Annotated in this window: 25 protein-coding genes; 13 read left to right on the forward strand and 12 right to left on the reverse strand. The window is 65.5% G+C overall.

Annotation, left to right across the window (positions count from 1 at the left end):
• Positions 1–18: 18 nt before the first annotated feature.
• The 3 genes from C7449_RS12460 to C7449_RS12470 form a co-directional block, all read right to left on the reverse strand.
• Complete coding sequence (locus C7449_RS12460; RefSeq protein ID WP_108003101.1) at positions 19–774, reverse strand: phosphodiester glycosidase family protein; 756 nt, start codon at positions 772–774, stop codon at positions 19–21.
• Positions 775–887: 113 nt separating this feature from the next.
• Positions 888–1595 (reverse strand): 4Fe-4S dicluster domain-containing protein, encoded by a 708-nt coding sequence (locus tag C7449_RS12465; RefSeq protein ID WP_108003102.1) that lies wholly within the window; start codon positions 1593–1595, stop codon positions 888–890.
• A gap of 107 nt (positions 1596–1702) precedes the next feature.
• The gene (locus tag C7449_RS12470) at positions 1703–3277 is read right to left on the reverse strand and encodes a trimethylamine methyltransferase family protein (RefSeq protein ID WP_108003103.1); all 1575 of its coding nucleotides are present in this window, start codon (positions 3275–3277) and stop codon (positions 1703–1705) included.
• Between the two features lie 307 nt (positions 3278–3584).
• Between C7449_RS12470 and C7449_RS12475 the strand changes: the two genes are divergently transcribed.
• Entirely contained in the window at positions 3585–4283 is a 699-nt protein-coding gene (locus tag C7449_RS12475; RefSeq protein WP_108003104.1) for a corrinoid protein, read from the forward strand.
• A 160-nt stretch (positions 4284–4443) separates the two neighbouring features.
• Here the strand turns inward: C7449_RS12475 and C7449_RS12480 are convergent, their stop codons facing one another.
• Positions 4444–4602: an entericidin domain-containing protein gene (locus tag C7449_RS12480; RefSeq protein ID WP_108003105.1), complete on the reverse strand. Its 159-nt coding sequence runs from the start codon at positions 4600–4602 to the stop codon at positions 4444–4446.
• A gap of 17 nt (positions 4603–4619) precedes the next feature.
• Here C7449_RS12480 and C7449_RS12485 point away from each other — a divergent pair, with 17 nt between their 5' ends.
• The 8 genes from C7449_RS12485 to C7449_RS12520 all read left to right on the forward strand — a co-directional run bounded on the left by C7449_RS12485 (position 4620) and on the right by C7449_RS12520 (position 12210).
• Positions 4620–5258, forward strand: a complete 639-nt coding sequence (locus C7449_RS12485) for a DUF1638 domain-containing protein (RefSeq protein ID WP_108003106.1) — start codon at positions 4620–4622, stop codon at positions 5256–5258.
• Between the two features lie 268 nt (positions 5259–5526).
• Entirely contained in the window at positions 5527–6282 is a 756-nt protein-coding gene (locus C7449_RS12490; RefSeq protein WP_245414377.1) for a formyl transferase, read from the forward strand.
• A 142-nt stretch (positions 6283–6424) separates the two neighbouring features.
• On the forward strand, positions 6425–6727 hold the full coding sequence (locus C7449_RS12495; RefSeq protein WP_108003108.1) for a virulence factor: 303 nt from the start codon (positions 6425–6427) through the stop codon (positions 6725–6727).
• On the forward strand, positions 6720–7301 hold the full coding sequence (locus C7449_RS12500; RefSeq protein WP_108003109.1) for a methylenetetrahydrofolate reductase C-terminal domain-containing protein: 582 nt from the start codon (positions 6720–6722) through the stop codon (positions 7299–7301). Before C7449_RS12495 ends, C7449_RS12500 begins: the two co-directional genes overlap by 8 nt.
• A 2-nt stretch (positions 7302–7303) precedes the next feature.
• The gene (locus C7449_RS12505) at positions 7304–8455 is read left to right on the forward strand and encodes a methylenetetrahydrofolate reductase (RefSeq protein ID WP_108003110.1); all 1152 of its coding nucleotides are present in this window, start codon (positions 7304–7306) and stop codon (positions 8453–8455) included.
• A gap of 34 nt (positions 8456–8489) precedes the next feature.
• Positions 8490–9452, forward strand: a complete 963-nt coding sequence (locus C7449_RS12510; RefSeq protein ID WP_108003111.1) for a methyltetrahydrofolate cobalamin methyltransferase — start codon at positions 8490–8492, stop codon at positions 9450–9452.
• Positions 9453–9625: 173 nt separating this feature from the next.
• Complete coding sequence (locus C7449_RS12515) at positions 9626–9967, forward strand: hypothetical protein (RefSeq protein ID WP_108003112.1); 342 nt, start codon at positions 9626–9628, stop codon at positions 9965–9967.
• A gap of 164 nt (positions 9968–10131) precedes the next feature.
• Positions 10132–12210, forward strand: coding sequence for an ASKHA domain-containing protein (locus tag C7449_RS12520; RefSeq protein WP_108003113.1), 2079 nt, complete (start codon positions 10132–10134; stop codon positions 12208–12210).
• A 265-nt stretch (positions 12211–12475) separates the two neighbouring features.
• Here C7449_RS12520 and C7449_RS12525 read toward each other — a convergent pair whose 3' ends face one another.
• The gene (locus C7449_RS12525) at positions 12476–13393 is read right to left on the reverse strand and encodes a LysR substrate-binding domain-containing protein (protein WP_108003114.1); all 918 of its coding nucleotides are present in this window, start codon (positions 13391–13393) and stop codon (positions 12476–12478) included.
• A 117-nt stretch (positions 13394–13510) separates the two neighbouring features.
• Between C7449_RS12525 and C7449_RS12530 the strand changes: the two genes are divergently transcribed.
• Both C7449_RS12530 and C7449_RS12535 read left to right on the forward strand, forming a co-directional pair.
• Positions 13511–13717, forward strand: coding sequence for a hypothetical protein (locus tag C7449_RS12530; RefSeq protein WP_108003115.1), 207 nt, complete (start codon positions 13511–13513; stop codon positions 13715–13717).
• The gene (locus C7449_RS12535) at positions 13717–14052 is read left to right on the forward strand and encodes a hypothetical protein (protein WP_146165076.1); all 336 of its coding nucleotides are present in this window, start codon (positions 13717–13719) and stop codon (positions 14050–14052) included. The genes C7449_RS12530 and C7449_RS12535 overlap by 1 nt, the downstream gene beginning before the upstream one ends.
• Positions 14053–14163: 111 nt before the next feature.
• On the opposite strand, the gene C7449_RS12540 is transcribed toward C7449_RS12535, so the two are convergent.
• Positions 14164–14349: a hypothetical protein gene (locus C7449_RS12540; protein WP_108003117.1), complete on the reverse strand. Its 186-nt coding sequence runs from the start codon at positions 14347–14349 to the stop codon at positions 14164–14166.
• 115 nt (positions 14350–14464) lie between these two features.
• Here C7449_RS12540 and C7449_RS12545 point away from each other — a divergent pair, with 115 nt between their 5' ends.
• Positions 14465–15478 carry a GlxA family transcriptional regulator gene (locus C7449_RS12545; protein WP_108003118.1) on the forward strand — a complete coding sequence of 338 codons (1014 nt, stop codon included), beginning with the start codon at positions 14465–14467 and terminating at the stop codon, positions 15476–15478.
• A gap of 144 nt (positions 15479–15622) precedes the next feature.
• Here the strand turns inward: C7449_RS12545 and C7449_RS12550 are convergent, their stop codons facing one another.
• From C7449_RS12550 to C7449_RS12570, 5 genes are all read right to left on the reverse strand, one after another.
• Positions 15623–16951, reverse strand: a complete 1329-nt coding sequence (locus tag C7449_RS12550; RefSeq protein ID WP_245414368.1) for a GGDEF domain-containing response regulator — start codon at positions 16949–16951, stop codon at positions 15623–15625.
• Between the two features lie 132 nt (positions 16952–17083).
• Positions 17084–17911, reverse strand: coding sequence for a response regulator (locus C7449_RS12555; RefSeq protein ID WP_108003119.1), 828 nt, complete (start codon positions 17909–17911; stop codon positions 17084–17086).
• Positions 17912–18184: 273 nt separating this feature from the next.
• Positions 18185–18448, reverse strand: coding sequence for a hypothetical protein (locus C7449_RS12560; protein WP_108003120.1), 264 nt, complete (start codon positions 18446–18448; stop codon positions 18185–18187).
• Between the two features lie 123 nt (positions 18449–18571).
• Positions 18572–21073, reverse strand: coding sequence for a mechanosensitive ion channel family protein (locus C7449_RS12565; protein WP_146165077.1), 2502 nt, complete (start codon positions 21071–21073; stop codon positions 18572–18574).
• 151 nt (positions 21074–21224) lie between these two features.
• Complete coding sequence (locus C7449_RS12570) at positions 21225–21785, reverse strand: DUF924 family protein (RefSeq protein ID WP_108003122.1); 561 nt, start codon at positions 21783–21785, stop codon at positions 21225–21227.
• Between the two features lie 208 nt (positions 21786–21993).
• Between C7449_RS12570 and C7449_RS12575 the strand changes: the two genes are divergently transcribed.
• On the forward strand, positions 21994–22422 hold the full coding sequence (locus tag C7449_RS12575; RefSeq protein ID WP_108003123.1) for an OsmC family protein: 429 nt from the start codon (positions 21994–21996) through the stop codon (positions 22420–22422).
• Here the strand turns inward: C7449_RS12575 and C7449_RS12580 are convergent, their stop codons facing one another.
• Positions 22423–22950, reverse strand: a complete 528-nt coding sequence (locus C7449_RS12580; RefSeq protein WP_108003124.1) for a carboxymuconolactone decarboxylase family protein — start codon at positions 22948–22950, stop codon at positions 22423–22425. It lies immediately after the preceding gene.
• Between the last annotated feature and the right edge of the window lie 2 nt (positions 22951–22952).

Consider the following 22952-nt stretch of genomic DNA (forward strand, 5'->3'; position numbering starts at 1 on the left):
GGAGGTCGCGCCCGGCCCTCAATAGGGCAAGGTACCGACGACCATCACCACTGTTCCCATCTGCGCGAGCCGGTCGTTGCGGCGTACCTCCGGCGCATAGAGGCTGGAGATGCTGCCGTCGAGATAGAGCGCGTTGCGGCACCCCAGGCGATCGCGGAACAGCGTCGCGAAATCGTGGAAGCGCACCGGGCGGCGGGAGATCGCAAAGGCGACGCGGCCGTCCGGCAGCATGCCGACGCCGTTGCGGATGTTGAGGCTGTCGCTTTGCGGCAGGAAGCGCGGATGGATCGCGCCGTCAATGACGAGCATCGGCCCGGACTGGGTCGCATGGATCGTCTGCGGCCGTGCGGCGGCATAGGCGCCGGTCTCCATCACTCCAGCGGTGCCGTGGCCGATGTAGAACACCCCGTTGGGTTTCAGGAAGAAGTTGCCCTCGCCGTCTGACAGGTTGAGCGGGCTGCGCTCCTTGCCGTCCTCGACCAGCAGCCCGACCGGGGAATAATCGGGGTGATACATCCCGGCGTTCATGCCGAAGATCAGAGCTTCCCGATCGTCGCGGAGACGGTCGCGCAACGCTGCGTAGGTAGCGGGCTGGGTCGTTCCCTCAGGCACCCCATAGATCCGGATCGCCTCCAGAGCCGGGTCGAAGGTGCAGACGGTGTAGGTCTCGGAAAGATGGTCGACCTCGCGGCAGTGATCGCCGGCGCCGGCCGCAACGGGAGCGAACGCGGACAAGGCGAGCGCCAAGGCAGAAAGACGATGGCGTAATGTCATGTCGGGTTCCGCAGCAATTTCCGACGGTAGTTCGCTTTCCTGCGATTGTCCGATGCGCTATCGCGCATGTTGCACTCCTGGTTATATCCACCACGCAGCGCCGACCCTTACAATCACAGACCCAATGCCGCCATGTGGAACCGCAGCTGGTCCTCGACATAGCGATGTTCCACTCCGACCGGGCAGGCGTTCCGGGCGAGGCAGCCCGAAAGCATGCAGGACGCCTGCCCCGCCTGCGTGCGAAGGTGGCCGCGGCAGGCCGGAACGTCGAAGCCGGATGCCGCCACCGCCACGACGGGACAGCGCGTCAGGCATGGCTTGTCCGGGCAGCGGTCGCAGGGGTGGCAAGACGGGGGATGGTCTGGCGCAAGCAGCTCCGCTCCTTCCAACGGGCGCGCGAAGCCGAGGGCGCCGCGGTAGCCGTGCCAGAGCCCGTAGCGGGGATGGATCAGGATGCCGAGCGGCGAGGCCCGCAAGCCCTCGGACCGCATCGCCCATTGCTGGAAGGGCTGCCACGGCAGGTCTGAGGGAAACCAGGCGGTCGCGCCAAGCTCGACGGCCAGCGGGCCGATCACGGCCTTCGACCAGGCGTCGAGCGGATCGGCGCCGCCGCGGTCGTTGCGGCCCTCCTGCCAGGAGCGGAAGGCTGGCCAGATCGAGCTGCCGACATTGCCGATCAGGGCAACGCTTGCCGCCCTTTCCCCGCTCGAAAGCACAGGTGCTGTCTCATCACTGGAGAAGTTCACGGTTCCACGCAAAAAAAGACCGTGCGGCGCGAACGCCGCACGGATCATCTCGCCGGTGTGGGGCGCAACCGTCATTTCGGCTTCGGCCCCTGCAGTTCGTAATGTGGCCGCCACACCTCCTTCTGGATCATGTCGGCCACCGTTGCTGCCCCGCCTTGCTCCCTGGCGCGTTCGGGAGCCTTTCAAGTGAAGGCGTCGGGCATCGAATCCTTGCGCTTGGCGATGAACTCCAGCAGCGCCTCGTCGATCGCCGGGTCGAGATAGGGCGCCTCGTAGTGTTCCAGCCAGGAACGGCAAAGCGCGTTGGCACGCTGCTCGATCCGCTTCTGGCCCTCGATCTCCCACTGCTCGAACGAGTTGTTGTCGGCGAGCGGCGAGCGATAGAAGGCGGACTGGAAGTTCGCCTGGGTGTGGGCGCAGCCGAGGAAGTGGCTGCCCGGACCGACTTCGCGGATTGCATCGAGCGCCTGGGCGTTTTCGGAAAGATCAACGCCCTCGGCCATCTTCTGCATCATGCCGAGCTGGTCCTGGTCGATCATGAACTTCTCGTAGGACGACACGAGACCGCCTTCGAGCCAGCCGGCGGCGTGCAGCACGAAGTTCGTGCCGGCGAGCAGCGTCATGTTCAGCGTGTTGGCCGATTCATGCGCGGCCTGAGCGTCCGGGACCTTGGAGCCGCAGAGCGAGCCGCCGGTACGGAACGGCAGACCGAGACGGCGGGCGAGCTGGGCGGCGCCGTAGGAGACCAGCGACGGCTCCGGCGTACCGAAGGTCGGCGCGCCCGACTGCATCGAGATCGAGGCGGCGAACGTGCCGAACAGCACCGGCGAGCCGGCACGGATCAGCTGCGTGAAGGCGGCACCGGCCAGAACCTCGGCAAGGATCTGCGTCAGCGTGCCGGCGACCGTCACCGGGCTCATCGCGCCCGACAGGATGAACGGCGAGACGACCGAGGCCTGGTTGTGGCGAGCATAGACCTTCAGCGCCCCGACCATGGTCTCGTCGAACACCATCGGCGAGTTGGCGTTGATCAGGTTCAGCGTGACAGTGTTCTTCTCGACGAAGTCTTCACCGAACACGAGCTTGGCCATGGCGATCGTGTCTTCGGCGCGCTCTGGCGCCGTGACCGAGCCCATGAACGGCTTGTCGGAATACTTGATGTGGCTGTAGATCATGTCGAGGTGACGCTTGTTCACCGGGACGTCGACCGGCTCGCAGACCGTGCCGCCCGACGAATGCATCGACGGCGCCATGTAGGCGAGCTTCACGAAGTTGCGGAAGTCCTCGATCGTCGCGTAGCGGCGGTTGCCCTCGAGGTCGCGCACGAAGGGCGGGCCGTAGACCGGCGCAAAGATCGTCGCCTTGCCGCCGACCTCGCAGTTGCGGGCCGGATTGCGGGCGTGCCAGGTAAAGGTCTTCGGCGCGGTCTTGAGCAACTCGCGGCACAGACCCTTCGGGAAATGCACGCGCTCGCCCTTGATCTCGCAGCCGGCCTCCTTCCACAGCGCCAGCGCCTCGGCGTCGTCGCGGAATTCGATGCCGACTTCCTCGAGCACCGTGTCGGCGTTGCGCTCGATCAGTTGCAGGCCTTCCTCGTCGAGCACCTCGTATTCGCGGATCTTGCGCGTGATGTAGGGCAAGGACGGGCCGGGACCGCCGCCGGAACGCGAAGCACGGCGCGCGGCCGCTCCCCGTCCCTCGCCGCGTGCACGGCGACCGCCACCTTCGCCTTCCGGCTGCTCTGTCGTCAAACTCATGTCCGTCTATCCTCAGTTATTCCGCGCTCTCAGCGCCATCCAACCTTTATGCTACCAACCGAACGACTCGGGACGGGTCTCAATGCGCCAACGAGTGGCGCGGGCAAGACACCGCGAGACGCCGGGCGACAGCGCCCCGCCCGCCGCCCTTGATCCATAGATCAGCCGCATTCGGGCAAGAGGCTTTGTCTTGGTCGCTTTTTGCTCGGTGCGACGTCGCTTTCAAAATCGGATCGCGCCGGCAACGCAGTTAACACTGGAGGACGACCGGCCCAAGTCCGCCGCGCGAATGGAGAGGAAATACGACATGGCAGACGACGAAATCATTCTCTCGGAACTCTCCGACGAAGAACTCGTGCAGCAGATGCACGACGACCTCTATGACGGCCTCAAGGAGGAGATCGAGGAAGGCACCAACATCCTCCTCGAGCGCGGCTGGGCGCCTTACGACGTCCTAACCCAGGCGCTGGTCGAGGGCATGCGCATCGTCGGCATCGACTTCCGCGACGGCATCCTGTTCGTGCCGGAAGTGCTGCTGTCGGCCAACGCCATGAAGGCCGGCATGGCGATCCTGCGGCCGCTGCTCGCCGCCACCGGCGCCCCGAAGCAGGGCAAGATGGTGATCGGCACCGTCAAGGGCGACATCCACGACATCGGCAAGAACCTCGTCGGCATGATGATGGAAGGCGCCGGCTTCGACGTCGTCGACCTCGGGATCAACAACCCGGTCGAGAACTACCTGGAAGCGATCGAGCGGGAGAAGCCGGACATTCTCGGCATGTCCGCCCCCCTCACCACGACGATGCCGTACATGAAGGTGGTCATCGACACGATGAAGGAAAAGGGCCTGCGCGACGACTACGTCATTCTGGTCGGCGGCGCGCCGCTGAACGAGGAATTCGGCAAGGCCGTCGGCGCCGACGCCTACTGCCGCGACGCGGCGGTCGCAGTCGAGACCGCCAAGGAGTTCATGAAGCGCAAGCACAACATGCTGGCCGGCGCATAAGACGCGACGGCGCGCCGCCCACAGAACGGAAGCGGCGCGCCTCGGTGTATCGACGGCAGTGCGTTTTTCCCGGTGTCGCCGGGACGATGCAAACAATACCGGGATACCGGGCCCGGCGCATCGCCCTTGCCGGCGCGCCGCCGGGTCCCTATCCTAGCCCTTACTGAGCCGCATGGGCGACCCGTTTGCCGGCATTTTCGGTCGCGTTGACGGTGTTGGCGGTGTCCTGGCCTATGCCCCGAATGGTGTTGGCACAGGCGCTCAGCAAGACAAGCGCGGCAAGAGCGAAGCTGATCCTTGTGACGGTGTTCGCTGTCATGGTCGGAGCTCCTTTGAATGGATACGATCACCTCTGAAGTATGCAGCGGCAATCGCACGCTTCAACTCGCGAGCGAGAAAAAAGTTCGCATAATCGCGTGCGGTGCCATCGCACGCGAGATACTTGCAATCTGCAAGGCCAACCAACTCGACCACATCGACCTGCAGTGCCTTCCGGCCATCTGGCATGCCTATCCGGAGAAGATCACGCCCGGCGTCGAAAACGCCATCGCCGAGGCGCGCGCAGAGGGGATCGAACGGATCTTCATTGGTTATGCCGATTGCGGCACCGGTGGGCAGCTCGATGCGCTTTGCGCGCGCGAAGGCGTGCAGCGGATCGAAGGACCGCACTGCTATTCGTTCTTTTCAGGCAACGAGACCTTCGCGAAAAACGACGACGACGTGACGTCGTTCTTCCTCACCGACTTCCTGGCCCGCCAGTTCGAGGCCTTCGTGATCGAGCCGCTCGGGCTTGACCGGCACCCACAGCTGAAGCCGATGTACTTCGGCAACTACCGAAAGCTCGTCTATCTCTCCCAGCTTGAAGACGAGCAGCTCCAGCGCAAGGCCAAAGAGGCGGCCGACTATCTCGGCCTCGAATACGAGTACCGCCTGACCGGCTACGGAGACCTGACGTCGGCGCTCACCGGCCTCTGATCCACCTGTCCGCAAAGGGTGGTGCGGGAAACACATGCGTCGGCATGAAACCTGACGGCGAACGCATGATCCGTTTGGCGCAATTGCATTAGGCTTCAGAATTCGTAATCTTTCTGCGCCTTCCTTCCGGGGACGGCTGTCCGACGGCGGGACGGTTTCCCGCGGCGAACGCGGAACCCGAGCGCAGGACCGACACGTGAACGAAGGCACTCTCGAACGACAGCAGACTGCGGGAGCCCCTCCCGCGCCGGCCGCGACCGGACAACGCGTGGTCGTCCTGACGCAGGGCGGGCCGAACCCCGAGATCCTCATCAATGCCCTCAAGCGGCACTTTCCCGATCTGGTCGTGATCGAGGAGAGGCCGGAATCGAAGCGGCTGATCCTGCGGCGCAAGGCGCGGCGGACGGGCTGGCCGAAGGCGCTGGGGCAGCTCGCCACCATGGCGGTGTCCAAGTTCGGCAAGCCTCTGGCGCGACGGCGCGCCGACGAGATCATCCGCCAGTATCACGTCGATCCCCGCCCCGATCCATCGATTCTCCGGATCAGGATCGACAGCGCCAACGGCCCGAAATTCCGGCAGCTGCTGAGCGAACTGGCGCCCGCCGTGCTGTTCCTGGTCAGCTGCCGCATCCTCAAGCCGGCGACGCTGCGGGCGATCCGCTGCCCGGTGCTGAACTTCCACGCCGGCATCAACCCCGCCTATCGCGGCCAGCATGGCGGCTACTGGGCACGCGTGATGGACGACGAGGAGAATTTCGGCGCCACCGTTCACCTGGTTGATGCCGGCGTCGATACGGGCGACGTCCTCTACCAGGTGCGTGTCACTCCCTCGCGCAAGGACAGCATGCACACCTATCCACTGCTGCTGACCGCGGCCGGAACGGGTATCGCGGTGCGCGGTGTCGGCGCGGCCCTCTCCGGCAAGTTGCGCCGGCAGAAGACGACGAAGCAGCGCTCCCGGCAGTGGACGCATCCGACCATCTGGCGATGGTTCTGGATCGGGATCTCGCGCGGCATTTGGTAGTTTCTCCCTTGGCGGCCGAGACCGGAGCGGCGAGCGTATTCACGCCTGTCGCCGACGTCGTTTTTGAGCGACGGCCGGTCGTGGCGAGCGCAGCCCGAGGCCGGCTCTGGAAGCATTGTCGGCTTCCGAGGAGAACGTCCAAATGGCAGATCGCATCATCGTCTATTGGCGGGACATTCCCGCCCAGGTCATCATCAAGCAGGGTCGCAAGAGCGCCAAGCGCGAACTGTCGCTGCGCTTCACCGAGGCGATCGACATGTGCGCCATGCGCACCGGCGCCGCCGAAACCGACGACTATCTCGCCGAGTGGCGGAAGGCCGATCCCGTCCCGGTCTCGGACGACCTGGAGGCGGAGGCGGACGCGGCGGCGGCCGAGCTCGAAGCCGCCTATGACCGGGAACGCCTCGTCGCGCTGGTAAAGGCCGGAGGCCGCGAGAATGGCTGACGAACGCCAGAAACCCGGCAATGCCGCGGCCGCGGCCAAGGCCAAGACCGGCGCCTTCACGCCGGCCGGCGTGTCGCCCAGCCGACGGTCGCGCCACAAGTACACGGTGCGCCTGTGGGCGGTACGCCATTCGCGTTTCCTCGAATGGTTCTATGCCCGCTTCGCCGACATGTTCCTGATGTTGCACCCGGTCTGGAAGCTGTTCGGCTACGACCGGGTCGAGCGGCCGGTGACTTTCGTGGAGCGGCACGTGAAGGGTTTTCCGTTCGACTGTCGCATGTGCGGCCAGTGCGCGCTGTCGTCCACCGGCATGTCCTGCCCGATGAACTGTCCGAAGCAGCTGCGCAACGGCCCCTGCGGCGGCGTGCGGGCGAACGGCAACTGCGAGGTCGAGCCCGACATGCCCTGCGTCTGGGTGCAGGCCTGGAAGGGCTCGCGCAACATGGTCAAGGGAGACGCCATCATGGCGGTGCAGAAGCCGGTCAACCAGTCGCTGCGTGAGACCTCTTCGTGGCTGCGCGTGACGGCAGAGGCCGCCGCGGCCCGCGACGCGGCAACCGGAAAGGACGCGTAAGCATGGCGCATTTCGACGAAAACCCGCTCGGCGCACACCTGCCGCTCGATCCCCTGCCCGGCCACTCCTCGCTCGGACGGCTGGAGCGGGTCCTGCGGCGCGGCGAGTTCGCCGTCACCGCGGAACTCAACCCGCCCGACAGCGCCAACCCCGAGGACGTCTACGAGCGCGCCGCGATCTTCGACGGCTGGGTCGACGGCATCAACGCGGTCGATGCCTCCGGCGCCAACTGCCACATGTCGTCGGTCGGCATCTGCGCACTGCTGACGCGCATGGGCTACGCGCCGATCATGCAGATCGCCTGCCGCGACAAGAACCGCATCGCCATCCAGGGCGACGTGCTCGGGGCCGCCGCCATGGGGGTCGCCAACATCATGTGCCTGACCGGCGACGGCGTGCAGGCCGGCGACCAGCCCGGCGCCAAGCCGGTGTTCGACCTCGACTGCATGTCGCTGCTCGAGACCGTCCGCATCATGCGCGACAATTCGAAATTCCTGTCGGGCCGCAAGCTGACGACGCCCCCGAAGGTGTTCCTCGGCGCCGCGATCAACCCGTTCGCGCCGCCCTACGACTTCCGCCCCTACCGCCTCGCCAAGAAGATCGAGGCCGGCGCGCAGTTCGTGCAGAGCCAATATTGCTTCGACGTGCCGATGTTCCGCGAATACATGAAGAAGGTGCGCGATCTCGGACTGCATGAAAAATGCTTCATCCTGGTCGGCGTCGGACCGATGGCCTCGGCAAAGACCGCGCGCTGGATCCGCTCCAACGTGCCGGGCATCCACATTCCCGATTCGGTGATTGCCCGCCTCGAGGGCGCGCAGGACCAGAAGAAGGAAGGCAAGCAGCTCTGCATCGACATCATCAACGAGGTGAAGGAGATCGAGGGCGTTTCCGGCATCCACGTCATGGCCTACCGCCAGGAGGAATATGTCGCCGAGATCGTCCATGAATCCGGCGTGCTGAAGGGCCGCAAGCCCTGGCGGCGCGAGCCGAACCCGGTCGACCAGCTCGTTGCCGAGCGCATCGAGCGGACCCGCGAAGGCGTCGAGCAGAACCAGCAGCAAATGGCGGAGATCGCCGCCCAGACCCCCCCATTGATCCGTGCCGGCGCTCCCGCCGGCATGTCGCTCCCAACATTGAAAATCGAGCGCTAGACACGGTCGAGCGCCCTGCCCCAGAGGACCTTACATGACACGCACCATCGTCGCCTCGGCCACCCGCGAAATCGTCATCGGTTTCGACCAGCCCTTCTGCGTCATCGGCGAACGCATCAACCCGACCGGCCGCAAGAAGCTTGCCGCCGAGATGATCGAAGGCAACTTCGAAACCGTCATCAAGGACGCGCTCGAGCAGGTCGCCGCCGGCGCCACGATGCTCGACATCAATGCGGGCGTCACCTCGGTCAACCCGAACGAGACCGAACCGGGCCTGCTCGTGCAGACGCTGGAGATCGTCCAGGGCCTCGTCGACATTCCGCTGGCGATCGACAGCTCGGTCACCGCCGCCATCGAGGCCGGCCTGAAGGTCGCCAAGGGCCGCCCGCTGGTGAACTCGGTCACGGGTGAAGAGGAGAAGCTCGAGGCGATCCTGCCGCTGGTCAAGAAGTACGACGTGCCGGTCGTCGCCATCTCCAACGACGAGACCGGCATCTCGATGGACCCGGACGTCCGCTTCGCCGTCGCCAAGAAGATCGTCGAGCGCGCCATGGACCACGGCATCAAGCCGGAAGACGTCGTCGTCGATCCGCTCGTCATGCCGATCGGGGCGCTCGGCGACGCCGGCCGCCAGGTGTTCGCGCTGCTGCGCCGCCTGCGCGAGGAGCTGAAGGTCAACACCACCTGCGGCCTCTCCAACATCTCCTTCGGCCTGCCGCACCGGCACGGCATCAATGCCGGCTTCATCCCGATGGTCATCGGCGCCGGCATGACGAGCGCGATCATGAACCCCTGCCGCCCGCAGGAAATGGAGGCGGTGCGTGCCGCAAACGTGCTGGCCGGTACCGACGCCAACTGCACCAACTGGATCATGACCTACCGCGACCACAAGCCCGCGGCCGAGGGTGCCGCCGCTTCCGCTGCGTCTGCGGCTCCCGCCGCCGGACGCCGCGGCGGCCGTGCAGCCCGGGCCGGCGGCGGCGCGCGCGCCGAGTAGCTCCTAGCGAAAGGCAGGTTCCAATCCGAACTTTCCGAACCCGCGCGGACGGCTCCCTCCATCTTCGCACAACCGGTTCGGACCTGATTGGGATCTGCCGCGTTTCTCCAGTGCGCCAGAGCGGGCAGCCAAGTGTGCTAGCCTAGCCGGCGCCACATCCAAGGAGATGCTTTATGACCTCGCGCAGCCTTCGTCGGGACACAGCAACCCTCTGGTTCGAAGCGCCATTCGTGATGGCGCTTCGGATGCAGCAGATGCAATTGGCGGCGCTGGCCGGCAAGACGCACGATGCGGCCGAACTCAACCGCATGGTCTCCGAGAAGATGGCAGCCGCCGCCGAGAGCGTGCTGGCGGTGAACATGGCGATATGGCGCAATGCCATGCACAACGCTATGCGGCTGATGACCGGCAGCAGGGCATTGCCGGGCGCCGCGGCGCTCACATCGGCCGCTCTCAGGCCCTATGGAAAACGGGTTCGCAGCAACGCACAGCGCCTGGCGCGCAAGCAAGGCTGACGTCGCCTTACCACCCGCTGCCGACGTGCCTGCGGAAATGATGCAGGCAGGTCTTTTCATGTCGGGATTGGACAACTATCAGCGGGCGTTCCGGTGCAGTCTGATGACGTTTACCTGTGCGCCGGCCGCGGCGACCGCCCAGCACCGAGGAAAGACCGAAAAACATGCGCATTGAAGGCACATCCGAGAACGAGGCCAACATGACCGAAGCGGCCGAGAAGGATCCTCTTGTTCTCTTCATGCCGTCCGGCAAGCGCGGTCGCTTCCCGGTCGGAACGCCGGTCCTGGACGCGGCGCGCAAGCTCGGCGTCTATGTCGAAAGCATCTGTGGCGGTCGCGCCACCTGCGGGCGCTGCCAGATCTCGGTGCAGGAAGGCAACTTTGCCAAGCACAAGATCGTCTCCTCGCTCGACCACATCTCGGAGAAGGGGCCGAAGGAGGAGCGCTACGAACGGATCCGCGGCATTCCGGAAGGACGCCGGCTCTCCTGTTCCGCCCAGATCCTCGGCGACCTCGTCATCGACGTGCCGCAGGACACCGTCATCAACGCCCAGGTCGTCCGCAAGGCCGCGACCGACCGGGTCATCGAGCGCAATTCGCCGGTGCAGCTGTGTTACGTCGAGGTGGAAGAGCCCGACATGCACAAGCCGTCGGGTGACCTGGAGCGGCTCAAGGCCGTGCTCGACAAGGACTGGGGCTGGAAGGACCTGCGCGTCGCCCAACACCTGATCCCGCAGATCCAGGGCATCCTGCGCAAGGGCAACTGGTGCGTGACCGCGGTGATCCACAAGGACATGGAATTCTCCCGCCCGACGGTGATCGCCCTCTATCCCGGACTGAAGAACGAGGCCTACGGCATTGCCTGCGACATCGGCTCGACGACGATCGCCATGCACTTGGTCTCGCTGCTCTCCGGCCGGCTGGTCGCCTCCTCCGGCACCTCAAACCCGCAGATCCGCTTCGGCGAAGACCTGATGAGCCGCGTCTCCTACGTGATGATGAACCCGGACGGCCGCGAAGCGATGACGAAGGCGGTCGGCGAGGCGGTCAACCAGCTGATCGGCAAGGTCTGCGAGGATGGCGGCGTCGAGCGCGACGACATCTTCGACATGGTCTTCGTCGCCAACCCGATCATGCATCACCTGTTTCTCGGCATCGACCCGACGGAACTCGGCCAGGCGCCGTTCGCGCTTGCGGTATCCGGCGCGGTTCAGGGCTGGGCACACGACATCGGCATCGAGGCCAACCGCGGCGCCCGCGTCTACCTGCTGCCCTGCATCGCCGGCCATGTCGGCGCAGACGCCGCGGCTGCCACGCTCTCAGAGGGCCCGCACCGGCAGGACCGGATGATGCTGCTGGTCGATGTCGGCACCAACGCCGAGATCGTGCTCGGCAACAAGGATCGCGTCGTCGCCGCCTCCTCGCCGACCGGCCCGGCGTTCGAGGGCGCCGAGATCTCCTGCGGCCAGCGCGCCGCACCCGGGGCGATCGAGCGGGTCCGCATCGATCCGGTGACGCTCGAGCCGCGGTTCCGCGTCATCGGCGTCGACAAGTGGTCGGACGAGGAAGGTTTTGCGGAAGCCGCCGCTTCGGTCGGCGTCACCGGCATCTGCGGCTCGGCCATCATCGAGGTGGTGGCGGAAATGTACCTGTCGGGGATCATCTCCGAGGACGGCGTCGTCGACGGATCGATGGCGGAGCGCACCCACCGCATCATCCAGAACGGTCGCACCTTCTCCTACCTGCTCCACGACGGCGAGCCGCGCATCACGGTGACCCAGACCGACATCCGAGCCATCCAACTGGCCAAGGCGGCGCTCTATGCCGGCATCAAGCTGCTGATGGAGAAGCAGGGCATCGAGCATGTCGACCTGATCCGCTTCGCCGGCGCCTTCGGCTCGTTCATCGATCCGAAATACGCGATGGTGCTGGGGCTGATCCCCGATTGCGACCTCGCCGAGGTCAAGGCGGTCGGCAACGCCGCCGGCACCGGCGCGCTGATGGCGCTGCTCAATCGCGACCATCGCCGCGAGATCGAGGAGACGGTCAACCGCATCGAGAAGATCGAGACCGCGCTCGAAGGCAATTTCCAGCAGCTGTTCGTCAACGCCATGGCGATGCCGAACAAGGTCGACGCCTTCCCGCATCTCGCCTCGGTGGTGACCCTGCCCGAACGCAAGGTGCTGTCCGAGGAAGGTGGCGAAGGTGGCGGCGGCCGTCGCCGGCGCCGCAGCCGCGATTGAGGCTGCCGCCCGGCTCCTGGATGGCCCAGGACCAGGACCTGCCCCTCGGCAGCCGCGCACAGTCTCTCGCCCCGCCCGCCATCACATGGCCGCGCATTTGGCCATGGCCGCAGCCGGTGGTTGACTCGCCCGGCCGGCGTGGGCCAAGGTGGCCCGGCCGTGGCGCTGTGCGCTTTGGTCCTTTGCTTGTGGTGAGCAAGGTGAGCCCCGCGCCTCTGCCGTGGGGCTCTTTCTTTTCCTCCCGAATTCACCCCTCCCGGCCCGGTCAGCAGACCATCGGCAGGACTTCTTTCGGGCTGCGCTCGAAGCGGGCGAAGGCTGCGCGAATGTAGTCGGCCACGGCGAGCGCCGGCGCCTCCGCGTCGTCATGGATGACCATGCCGATGTTGTAATAGCCGAGGTCCGGAAGCCCGTCCTTGACGCTGAGCGCCACCATATCGTCCTGCACCAGGAAGCGGGCCAATGGCGCGACGGCGAGATCGGCCTTGATGGCGGCGCGCTGCCCCATATGGTGGGCGCAGAAGTAGGCGACCCGGAACTCGCGGCCGGACTTGGTGAGTTCCTCAAGCGCCCGCGCCCGCCAGATGCAGCCCTCCTCCCAGACCGATACCGGCAACGGGTTCTTCAGGTGCGCCGTGCCGCAGTTCTTGCCGGCCCAGACGAGCTGCTCCCGCATCAGCAGTTCGCCGGCAACCGGGGCGGCGCTGTCGGGCGAATTGAAGATCGCCAGATCGAGCCGACCCTCCGCCACGGCGCGGCGCAGGTTGCCGCTCGTCTCGATCGAGACGTTGACCGCGATCGACGGAAAGGTCTCGGCAAAGCGACGCAGCACCTCCGGCAGGATCAGTTCGCCGACGTCATCGGGCGCGCCGAGGCGCACGACCCCGTTCATCTCCGGCATCATGAAGCGCGACACCGCCTCGTTGCTGAGCGCGATCAGCCGGCGGGCGTAGGAGAGCAGCACCTCGCCGTGATGGGTCAGCACGACGGAGCGGGCGTCACGCCGGAACAGCGTGCAGCCGAGCAGTTCCTCCAGCTTCTTGATCTGCATCGACACGGCGGAGGGCGTGCGATGCACGGTGTCGGCGGCGGTGGTGAAGTTTCCGGTCTCCGCGATCGCCACGAAGGTCCTGAGGATGTCCAGTTCCAGCAAGGGAAGGGTCTGGCGGAAGATCAGGTTCATGGTTCCTACCTCATTCAAATTCATTGAACCAATGCGTCACTCCATTTCGTTTGATTGAACACTCGAACCGCGCAATAGTCAATCCATCGAAGGCCTGATCGGGAAAGGATCAACGCCATGACCGCAGGAAAAACGCACAGGCAGCCGACGCCGTTCGCCATTCGCGCCGCCGGAAGGAATTTCGTGCTGACCATCCGTCAGTTCCTTGAGACGCAGGCGGCCCGCCGGCGCAGCCGGCGAACGGAGGACGAACTGGACAACCTGCCCCTCGAACTGCAGCGCGACGTCGGCTGGCACGGCCGCCTCTCGCATGACAAATGCTGATGGAAGGGATCAATCATATTCGTTTGATCGATGAATGGGGCCGCGCCAGTATATGTACATCGGTCGCGGCCTTTCGAAGCGTCTTAGAGCTTGAAAGGAACCAAAGCATGCACAGCATCACATCTCACGCGGCAGGCGGATCATGCAGCCGCCTCGTCTCAGACGGCTATTCGAGCCCGTTGCGCCGTCTCGCCAGCCGGCTTGCCATTGCGTGGCGGCATCACCGCGCGGAGCTCGAACTGGAAGGCCTGCCCTTCGACCTGCGCAAGGACATCGGCTATCCGTCCGCCGACGAGGATATGGAACTGACCGGCAACAGCCGGCTGCCGCACTGACGAAACACTCCAGCGCCCCTCCCGAGACGCTGCAATCGCCAGGCCGACACCCCTTACGGATCGGCCTGGCGATTTTTTTGGTCAATAGCGGGCATGAAGGCGGCCCAACCTTTAGCGGCAGCCGGTGTCGGTGAAGCCGGTTTGGTGAACCCGGTGATCCTGCGTCGGCGAAACCTTCCATTTTTCCACGAAAGCAAGCATCCCCTGACGCAAAAACAGCCGCGACAGCTCTGGGCTGCGCAGCGGGCGCGTCGCAAATGCAGGATGTATGGCTTCAGCCGGGAACGACTTGAGCAACAAAGCAAAACGCCCTCTTCACAGTCGCACGGTTCCATGCAAATGTCGCAAACAGGCAAGCGCACTACCCGGACTTGGGTGACGCTGACCCAATAAGCCCAGAGTGGAATCGCCGATGAACAAGACCTCCGCCAAGAAGCGTTCGCTTGTATTCTTTCTCGTGCCCAACTTCTCCATGCTGCCGTTTTCCGCGGCCATCGAGACGTTGCGCATCGCCAATCGGATGCTGGGCTATGAGGCCTATAGCTGGCGGCTGGCGTCGTCCGACGGCGAGCGGGTGGTGTCCTCGAGCGGCATCGCGCTGGAGGTCAATTCGTCGCTCGCCGACGAACGCAAGTATCTGAGCGGCGAGAACCGTCCCTCGATGGTGCTCGTCTGTTCGGGCGTCGACGTCGAGCAGTTCCAGAACAAGTCGGTGAACGCCTGGCTGCGCGAGGTCTACAACCGCGGCGTTTCGGTCGGCTCGCTCTGCACCGGCGCGCACGTGCTGGCCCAGGCGGGACTGCTCACCGGCAAGCGCTGCGCCATCCACTGGGAAAACCTGCCGGGCTTCGCCGAGGCCTTCCCGCAGGCCGAAGTCTATGCCGACCTCTACGAGATCGACAGCAACATCTACACCTGTGCCGGCGGCACCGCGTCGCTCGACATGATGCTGAACCTGATCGATCAGGATTTCGGCGAAAATCTCGTCAACCGGGTCTGCGAACAGGCCCTCACCGACCGCGTCCGCGGGCCGCACGACCGGCAGCGGCTGCCGTTGCGCGCCCGCCTCGGCGTCCAGAACGCCAAGGTGCTGTCGATCATCGAGCTGATGGAGAACAATCTCTCCGAGCCGCTGTCGCTGCTGGAGATCGCCGACAGCGCCGACCTGTCGCGCCGCCAGATCGAACGGCTGTTCCGCCAGGAAATGGGACGTTCGCCGGCCCGCTACTATCTCGAGATCCGCCTCGATCGCGCCCGCCACCTGCTGGTGCAGTCGTCGATGCCGGTGGTGGAAGTCGCCGTCGCCTGCGGCTTCGTCTCGGCCTCGCATTTCTCCAAATGCTACCGGGAACTCTACAACCGCTCGCCGCAGCAGGAACGCGCCGACCGCAAGCTGACGCTGCCGGCGGCGATCGCAGCACGCTGAACCCACCCCAGCGACGAGGCCGGCGTGAGCCGTGGTCTTCGACCGGCCGGGCGTCCTGCATGGCGCAGGCGTGGCCGTTGATAAAGTCGTGTGTGATACTATATCGGCGCTTCAGCGCAAGCACGGCCCCGCGAGCGCATCCGGCTAGCCGGCGAGCGCCGCCGGCAGCGACAGTTCCGAGAACACGCGGTCCCGGCCCGCATGCTTGGCCATGTAGAGGAACTGGTCGGCCGCGTTGAGGTGATTGTCGAACACCTCGTGCCCTTCGATGGCCGCCACGCCGGTGGAAACCGTGATGGTGATCGGCTCGCCATCGGCCTCGATCGGGGCTGCGGCGAGTTCGCGCCGCAGCATGTCGCAGCTGGCGACCGCCTCGGCCAGGCCCAGGCCTTCGAACAGGACGCCGAACTCCTCGCCACCCAACCGCGCCAGAAGATGCCGGCCGCCGAGCCGCGCCTTCAGGCGGCGGGCGACAGCCTTCAGCACCATGTCGCCGACCTCGTGGCCGTAGGTATCGTTCAGGCGCTTGAAGTGATCGATGTCCATTATGGCGATCGAGGCCTTGCCGTCGAACCGCTCCACCCGGTCGACGAGGCGCCGGCCAGCCTCGTAGAAATAGCGCCTGTTGTAGACGTCCGTCAGGTAATCGCGCGACGCGATCAGGTTCAGCGCCTGGAACCGCTTGTGCATGGCGGCCAGATGGAAAAGGCGACAGGTGAATTCCTCGGCGCGGATCGGCTTGCGGACGAAATCGTCGCCGCCGGAGCGCAGGAATCGCGAGGCGAGCATGTCGTCATCCTGCCCGCAGATCCCGACGACGCGCACGCCCATGTCGGCGTAGCGGCGCCGGATCTCACAGAGCAGCACCAGCCCGTCGTCGCGCCTGCCGTCGAGGTCGATCACGACGATATCGACGTCGCGCTCCGCGTCGAGCACCGCCAGGGCGGCTGCCCCGTCAGCCACCGTCTGGACCTGGAAGCGTTGTCGTTGCAGCAGCGCCGCGACCGCCTGCGTATCCGGCGAGCCGCAGTCCGGCACGAGCACCCTGGCATGACCACCCGCGAGCATCCGATCGACGCCCGTCACGACCTGCTGGACCGCCGACGGATTGTCCTTGACCACGTAGTCGGTCGCCCCCTTCGCCAGCATCAGGTCACGCGTCGCCTCGCCGGACGAGCCGGTGAAGACGAGGGCGGGAATGCTTTGCGACAGGACCGCGTCCAGCGCCTCGCACGGCGAGGCGCCCGGCAGGTTGAGATCGACGATCGCAAGGGCGTATTCGTCGCCACTATCATTGAGAACGTCGCGCAGGGGCTGCATCGCCGCGCAGTGGGTCACCCGAACGCCGAGCTCGGTTTCAAGCCTGAAGCGGACAATGGTGGAAAACATCCGCGAATCCTCGACGAGCAGGACGGAGCGGCCGAAGTGGCGCAACAACGCGGCCTCCCGTTGCGGATACCAGTCCACTCCCATGCCCTCTTCCACGGTTGTACTGCAGCGCGGGCATTACACTCCCAGGGGTTTACCAAGCGGTTAATCGCGGCCGGTAAACTTACCCTACGTAAGCTTATTGTCAGAGCGGTGTCGGTGGCTGCAGCCGGGAGGTCAGGCCGCCTGCCGGACCCGGGCCATGCGGATCTGCGTCAGGGTGTCGAGGTTCTGGTTCACCCGGCAATAGAACTCCTCGTCGATGAAGGGCCGCAGGATGAAATCGTTGCCGCCGGCCTTGAGGAAACGCGCCGACAGCAACCGGTCGGTGGAGGAGGATACGCCGATGATCCGCAACTGGTGCGAGCCGATCGAGCCGCGGATTCGGCGCGTCAGTTCGAACCCGTCGATGTCGGGCATGTGATAGTCGGTGACCATCAGGCCGATGTCCGGGTTATCTTTCAGGATTTTCAGGGCAGCAGCCCCGTTGTCGGCGGCGCTGACGCGGAAATTGTAGCGCTTCAGGCGGGTCGACAGCAGGGCGCGCGCCGTCGCACTGTCGTCGACGATCAGGACGTGATGGCGATGATTGGTCAGGAACCTGCATACCGACTCGGCCAGCATGTCGACCGCGAAGACATTGTCCTTGATGATGTAGTCGACGATCTCCTTGGAGAGCAACTGGTCGCGCGTCTGCTCATGGAAGCTGCCGGTGAAGACGATGGTCGGAATGCTGAGGTCGATCAGGTAGTTCAGTGCCTCGCCCTGTTCGGCGCCCGGAAGGTCGATGTTGGAGATGGCGAGCGTCACCGGTTCGGTCGACCGCTCGTAGGCCTCCTCCAGGTCGTGAAAATTCCGGCAGACCTCCACTTCGAGACCGAACAGCTCCTTCAGCCGCGCGCCGATCATCGAGGTGAACAGGTTGGAGTCTTCAACGAGCAGGATCCGGTGGCCTGACAGCGACGCGCCGGCATACTGCATGCCGGAGATACCGATGAATGACATTTCGAGCCTTTCCAGGTGAGCTTATTCGCATGCTACCCGTCCCGGCATGCGGCATCGGCGGAAAGGCGGCACCGGACCTGCGCATGGTCCTGACCGAGGCGATCATACACCCCCCGGTTTATACGAGGGACGGTAAGCGGCGAGCGTTTGCGAAAGCGTTAAGACACCGGGCGGCGGATGCCTGATGCGGCGGCATGCGCCCGGGAGCGCACGAAACCGCGCGGCGGCGCCGGATGAGGCACCCGGCGTCGCTTGGCAACAAGCTGGAGCGTTTTACTTGATGATGGCCGATCCGCCGGTGATCTCGACCTTCTCGTTGCCGCTGAGGCCGACACGGTCGCCGTTCGGAAGCGTGACGAAGCAGCCCGAGCGGCAAACGGTCTCGGTCTGGCCGGCCGCGAGGGCGAGTTCGCTGCGGTTGCCGTTCTCGACGATCGACAGCACGACCGCTTCGCTATCCCGGTTGGTGATCGATGCCGCCACGGCAGGCGCGGCGGTGGCGCCCGTCAGAAGCAGTATTGCAAGCATTCGCATCATGTCTGCCCGGCGCCGAGGCGCCGCCCCTGTTTCAAACCCCGCGAGAGCCTAGCCCCGCTTCGATGGCTTTGCATGTCTTTTATGCCGCCGTCACTGAACATGGCATGAATGCGGCAATCCTCGTCAGCCCGTCTCGTCACCACCCTCCTCGACCGGCTTCGGACTTGGCTTGCGAACCGGCTCCGCCGTGCGCCCCGCCTGCGCCTTGGCATTCTCGATCATGGCGCTCACCAGCTGCGCGCTCTCGGGATCCATCGTGATCGGTATGGTCGGCGCGCCGGGTCCGGCCAGCGGGATCTCTTCCTGCCGCAGCCGCTCCAGGATTGCGGTGCGCAGTTCCGTCTTCACGGAGCCCGCGCTCAGGACATCGGCGACGAAGGCCCGCAGCTCGAATTCGAGTGTCGAAGAGGAGAAGTTGACGAACACCACGTTGGGCTCCGGATTGCGGAGCACCGGCGCGGCCGCCGCGACCTCGAGCAGCAGTTCGGTGACCCGGCGCGGATCATTGCCGGAAAAGACGGTGACCGGGATCTCGATACGCCCGAGCTTGTTACGGTGGGTCCAGTTGCCGACCTGGCCGTTGATGAGGACGGAGTTCGGCACGATGATCGTCTGGCGCTGGAACGTCTCGATCTCGGTGGCGCGCACCGAAATCCGCTTGACGAAGCCTTCCGTCGTTCCTGCGACCACCCAGTCGCCGACCTTGAACGGGCGCTCGGCCAGCAGGATGAGGCCGGACACGAAGTTCGACACGATGTTCTGGAGGCCGAAACCGATACCGAGCGAGAGGGCACCGGCGACGAGCGCGAGGCTGGAAAGGTTGATCCCGGCCGCCGATATGCCGATCAGCCCCGCGAGCGCCACGCCGGCATAGCCGATCGCGGTCCTGACCGAATTGCGGACGCCGGGATCGACGTGACTGCGCACCATGACCGTGCCGTCGAGCCACCGCTGGAACCAGCGCGTCACCAAGAGGCCGAGCGCGAACAGCACGAGGCCCGCGAGGATGCCGACGATCGAGATCGAGATGCTGCCGAGCCGGATCTCGGTAAAGAGCTGCAATGCCCAGCTCTCGATATCGCCCGGCTGGAACCCCCACTGCAGCAGGATGCCCGGCACGCCCAGGAGCAGCACCAGCAGGTAGATGCCGAGGCTGGCCGCCAGCCCCGCCTGGTCCAGCGCCACCTCGTTGAGCTGGTAGCGCTCCGCCAGCCTCTGTCCGAGATAGGTCCGGGCCAGCGCCCCCTGCACACCGATCGCCCGGCCGGAGAGAATGCCGATATACATCGTCACCAGGATCGCGCCGGTGACGACGATCTGCGTCGCCACGAAGCGCGCAAGACCGACATAGCCGATCACCGCCAGCGCGATCAGCCCGAACCCTGTGAGCATCAGAACCGTCGACAGCGCCCGCGGCCACGGCCGCCCTTCGCTCGCCGGATCCTCGCCGGGCCTCAGCATCGGCCGGATGAACGCGATCCACAGGAGGATGACGCCAATCACGATCGAGGCGATCAGGCTCTTGGCCACCGTCAGCACGACGGGAGAGCCGAGCGCGACGTTGACGGCGCCGAGGAAGTAGTCGACCGCATTGGCGGAGGCCATCGCAAAGATCGACCACTCCAGCCTCCTGGCGCCGCTGTTGGAGACGTTCACAAGCCGCCACTCGGGGCGCTTGGGTGCGAGGACGGCACGGGTCAGCGCCGAGACGAAGTAGAGTCCGACGCAGACGACAAAGAGCTGCGAGACCATCGGGGCGATGTCCGGCCGCAGCACGTTGAAGCTGTAGAGCAGCGAATAGCAGGCGAAGGCGAAGGCGCCGACTGCCAGCGTCGGAATGGTGATCGACCAGAACGCGATCATCAGCCGGGTGATGTAGTGCGGCTTCTCGATCCTCCTGTTGCGCTCGATCAGCGGCCCGGCCACCCGACGGCCGCCGGAGTAGAGCAGCAAACCAATCAGCAGGGAGAGCGAGACGGCGGCCATCAGCGATTCCCGCTTGAACGCCCAGACGAAACGGAACCATCCGCCAACGGTCCGCTGCAGGTCGGTTCCCTGTTCAGCCCCTGCGGTGAGCGCGTCCTCGAATACCCCGGTACTCACCGCCGTGCGCTTCAGAAGCGTTTCGGAAAACAGATTGCGGCGCATCTCGGTGATCTGGTTGGCCATTTGCGTCGCCTCGATCGAAAGCGACTCGGCACTTCCGGTGACGGCGTTGATGGCGGCCCGTTCCTCGGCAAGCTTCGCGCGTTCCTCCTTGATCGGCTCGGCTTCAGGCGGCTGGCCTTCAGCCGGCACCGGCCCCAATTGATCGAGCCTCCCCTTGATATAGTTGAAGCGCTCGCGGGTGGAGACCGAGGCCTCCAGCGCGGTGCGGGCGAGCTGCTCGACCTTGGGCTTGAGCTCGGCGAGCTTGCTGTCGTTGTCGCGGGCGTCGTCGACCTGCTTGCGCAGGTCCGCCAGTTGCCTGCGAGCCTTTTCAAGGCTGTCGTTCGCTTCGGAAATCGTATTCGCGGGCGCTGCAGGCAGCGCCGGAGGCGCCGGTTCCTCGGCGAAGGCCAGCGGCGGCAGCAGCAGGGGCAGGATTGCCAGGAGGAGAAAAAGAAGGCGTTTCGATGTCGTCACGGCAACCCTTGATCGATTCGGCGCCCGTCCAGGCGGACGGGCGAAAGCCAGATTCGGCGATTCGCTGCCATCGCGGGGCAGCGTTCGGGACTCGCGGCGCAAAATATTGCGCCACACAGGCGAAGTGAAGGCAAGCCGGCCGCAACTTTTCCTAGAAGCCGGAACCCGGCAGGGCAAGATAGTCGAGTTCCGCCGGCGTGGACCGGCGCCCGAGCACGGCGTTGCGATGCGGAAAGCGGCCGAAGTCGCGGATGACCGCGTGATGGCGGTGGGCATAGTCCAGGTAGTTCATGTCGCCGAGAGCCTTGAAGAGGCCGACGGAGCGCTCCTGGTCGGCGATGTCCTCGGAGTGCTCGAACGGCAGGTAGAAGAAGTGGCGGCGGGCGAAGGCGACCTTGGCGTCCGCGCCCGCTTCCAGCGCCAGCCGCGCCTCCCGCAGCGCAATCCAGTCGGTCGCAAAGGCCAGCGGCGTGTTGCGATACATGTTCCGTGGGAACTGGTCGAGGACGATGACCGCCGCCAGCCGCGCATCCGGCGTTTCGCGCCACGCGTCCGGAACGCAGCGGGCCAGGGCGAGGTGGGTCGCTGCGAAGCGGTTGCGGATATGGGCGTCGAGCTGCGGCGGCGGCGAGAACCAATGCTCCGGTTCGAGCAGTTCGCACCAGAACTCGACGACCTCCATCGGCTCCGCCACGTCACTATCCGCACGCATATCGATCTCCGTTTCCTGCCGGGTCCGACCCGGCGCAAGTCAATTGACAATACGACAGAATGACGGGCCGCGGCAGCAATTCTGAAGGCGGCCGACTGCGAATGCACGCATTAGTTCGGGGGGTTCGCTGCAGACCGTGCCGGACGCCGCTCTTGCCAGCGCCAGCCAACGTTCCTATCAAGATCCAGGCACGAGGAGACGCGGACCGATGAACGAAGCAAGGGTGAAGACCAGGCCGACCGGCGCGACGGCCACACTCGGCCGCACCGGCTTTCCGCATGTCACCTCCGCGACCGGCGGGACGCTCGACATCGTCACCGGCGCCTCGCAGCCGGGCTTCAATCCCCTCGACCTGCTATACGCCTCGCTCGCGGCCTGCCTGACCATCAGCGCGCGGATGGCTGCGAGCCGCATGGGGGTGCTTGCGAACATCGAGGAAATCGCCGCCGTCGTCACCGGGCAGAAGGCAGCGGACGGCCTAGCGCGCGTCGAGCGGTTCGACATCGCCTTCACCATTCGCAGCGATCTGGACGCGCCGACCCGCGAGGCGATCGCGCGCGCGGCCGAGGATGAGATCTGCACCGTCAGCAACACGATCCGCGGCAACCCGCACTTCGTAACGACGGTCTCGGGCTGATCAGCCCTTTTCGGCGAATGGCTCGAGTTCCGGGTCGAACTCGACCTCCACGACATTGTTGAAGACGGCCGTCGCCAGCATGATTCCAGCGAAGGCGACGAGGTCAACCAGGGTCTTCTCGTCGTAGCGTTGCTTCAGTTCAGACCAGATGTCCGACGGCACCGCCGCTGAGTCGGTGGCGATCGCCCGTCCGAACCGGTCGAGCAACGCCTCTTCCGCCGAAAGTTCCAGCGCGTCCGGATCGTGGCCGGCGTTCACCAGCGCCCGACGGAAGAAGGTGACGGCGATCCTTGACTGCGCGACCTTGGAGATGGCGTGCGAGAATATCCAGATGGCGCGGTCATCGATCGCCGGATCCAGCTCCGCGCGCAGCGTGAACCATTCGGCATAGATGCGATGGGCCTGCGGCGAGTGAAGCAGGGTGCGCTTCATGTTGGTCATGCGGCCCCGGAGCGCCAGTTCGCGGTCGTGCTCGGCCCGGACGGCATCGCTGGCCGTGGCGTAGTCGATCTGGGAGATGTGGCTCATTC

It is taken from the genome of Mycoplana dimorpha, assembly GCF_003046475.1.
GTDB classification, from domain to species: domain Bacteria; phylum Pseudomonadota; class Alphaproteobacteria; order Rhizobiales; family Rhizobiaceae; genus Mycoplana; species Mycoplana dimorpha.

Bases quoted from the DNA above. Each gene is read 5' to 3' on its own strand.
- C7449_RS12460 (WP_108003101.1), bottom strand. From the start codon at position 774: ATGACATTACGCCATCGTCTTTCTGCCTTGGCGCTCGCCTTGTCCGCG.
- C7449_RS12465 (WP_108003102.1), bottom strand. From the start codon at position 1,595: ATGACGGTTGCGCCCCACACCGGCGAGATGATCCGTGCGGCGTTCGCG.
- C7449_RS12470 (WP_108003103.1), bottom strand. From the start codon at position 3,277: ATGAGTTTGACGACAGAGCAGCCGGAAGGCGAAGGTGGCGGTCGCCGT.
- C7449_RS12475 (WP_108003104.1), top strand. From the start codon at position 3,585: ATGGCAGACGACGAAATCATTCTCTCGGAACTCTCCGACGAAGAACTC.
- C7449_RS12480 (WP_108003105.1), bottom strand. From the start codon at position 4,602: ATGACAGCGAACACCGTCACAAGGATCAGCTTCGCTCTTGCCGCGCTT.
- C7449_RS12485 (WP_108003106.1), top strand. From the start codon at position 4,620: ATGGATACGATCACCTCTGAAGTATGCAGCGGCAATCGCACGCTTCAA.
- C7449_RS12495 (WP_108003108.1), top strand. From the start codon at position 6,425: ATGGCAGATCGCATCATCGTCTATTGGCGGGACATTCCCGCCCAGGTC.
- C7449_RS12500 (WP_108003109.1), top strand. From the start codon at position 6,720: ATGGCTGACGAACGCCAGAAACCCGGCAATGCCGCGGCCGCGGCCAAG.
- C7449_RS12505 (WP_108003110.1), top strand. From the start codon at position 7,304: ATGGCGCATTTCGACGAAAACCCGCTCGGCGCACACCTGCCGCTCGAT.
- C7449_RS12510 (WP_108003111.1), top strand. From the start codon at position 8,490: ATGACACGCACCATCGTCGCCTCGGCCACCCGCGAAATCGTCATCGGT.
- C7449_RS12515 (WP_108003112.1), top strand. From the start codon at position 9,626: ATGACCTCGCGCAGCCTTCGTCGGGACACAGCAACCCTCTGGTTCGAA.
- C7449_RS12520 (WP_108003113.1), top strand. From the start codon at position 10,132: ATGCGCATTGAAGGCACATCCGAGAACGAGGCCAACATGACCGAAGCG.
- C7449_RS12525 (WP_108003114.1), bottom strand. From the start codon at position 13,393: ATGAACCTGATCTTCCGCCAGACCCTTCCCTTGCTGGAACTGGACATC.
- C7449_RS12530 (WP_108003115.1), top strand. From the start codon at position 13,511: ATGACCGCAGGAAAAACGCACAGGCAGCCGACGCCGTTCGCCATTCGC.
- C7449_RS12535 (WP_146165076.1), top strand. From the start codon at position 13,717: ATGGAAGGGATCAATCATATTCGTTTGATCGATGAATGGGGCCGCGCC.
- C7449_RS12545 (WP_108003118.1), top strand. From the start codon at position 14,465: ATGAACAAGACCTCCGCCAAGAAGCGTTCGCTTGTATTCTTTCTCGTG.
- C7449_RS12550 (WP_245414368.1), bottom strand. From the start codon at position 16,951: ATGGGAGTGGACTGGTATCCGCAACGGGAGGCCGCGTTGTTGCGCCAC.
- C7449_RS12555 (WP_108003119.1), bottom strand. From the start codon at position 17,911: ATGTCATTCATCGGTATCTCCGGCATGCAGTATGCCGGCGCGTCGCTG.
- C7449_RS12560 (WP_108003120.1), bottom strand. From the start codon at position 18,448: ATGATGCGAATGCTTGCAATACTGCTTCTGACGGGCGCCACCGCCGCG.
- C7449_RS12570 (WP_108003122.1), bottom strand. From the start codon at position 21,785: ATGCGTGCGGATAGTGACGTGGCGGAGCCGATGGAGGTCGTCGAGTTC.
- C7449_RS12575 (WP_108003123.1), top strand. From the start codon at position 21,994: ATGAACGAAGCAAGGGTGAAGACCAGGCCGACCGGCGCGACGGCCACA.
- C7449_RS12580 (WP_108003124.1), bottom strand. From the start codon at position 22,950: ATGAGCCACATCTCCCAGATCGACTACGCCACGGCCAGCGATGCCGTC.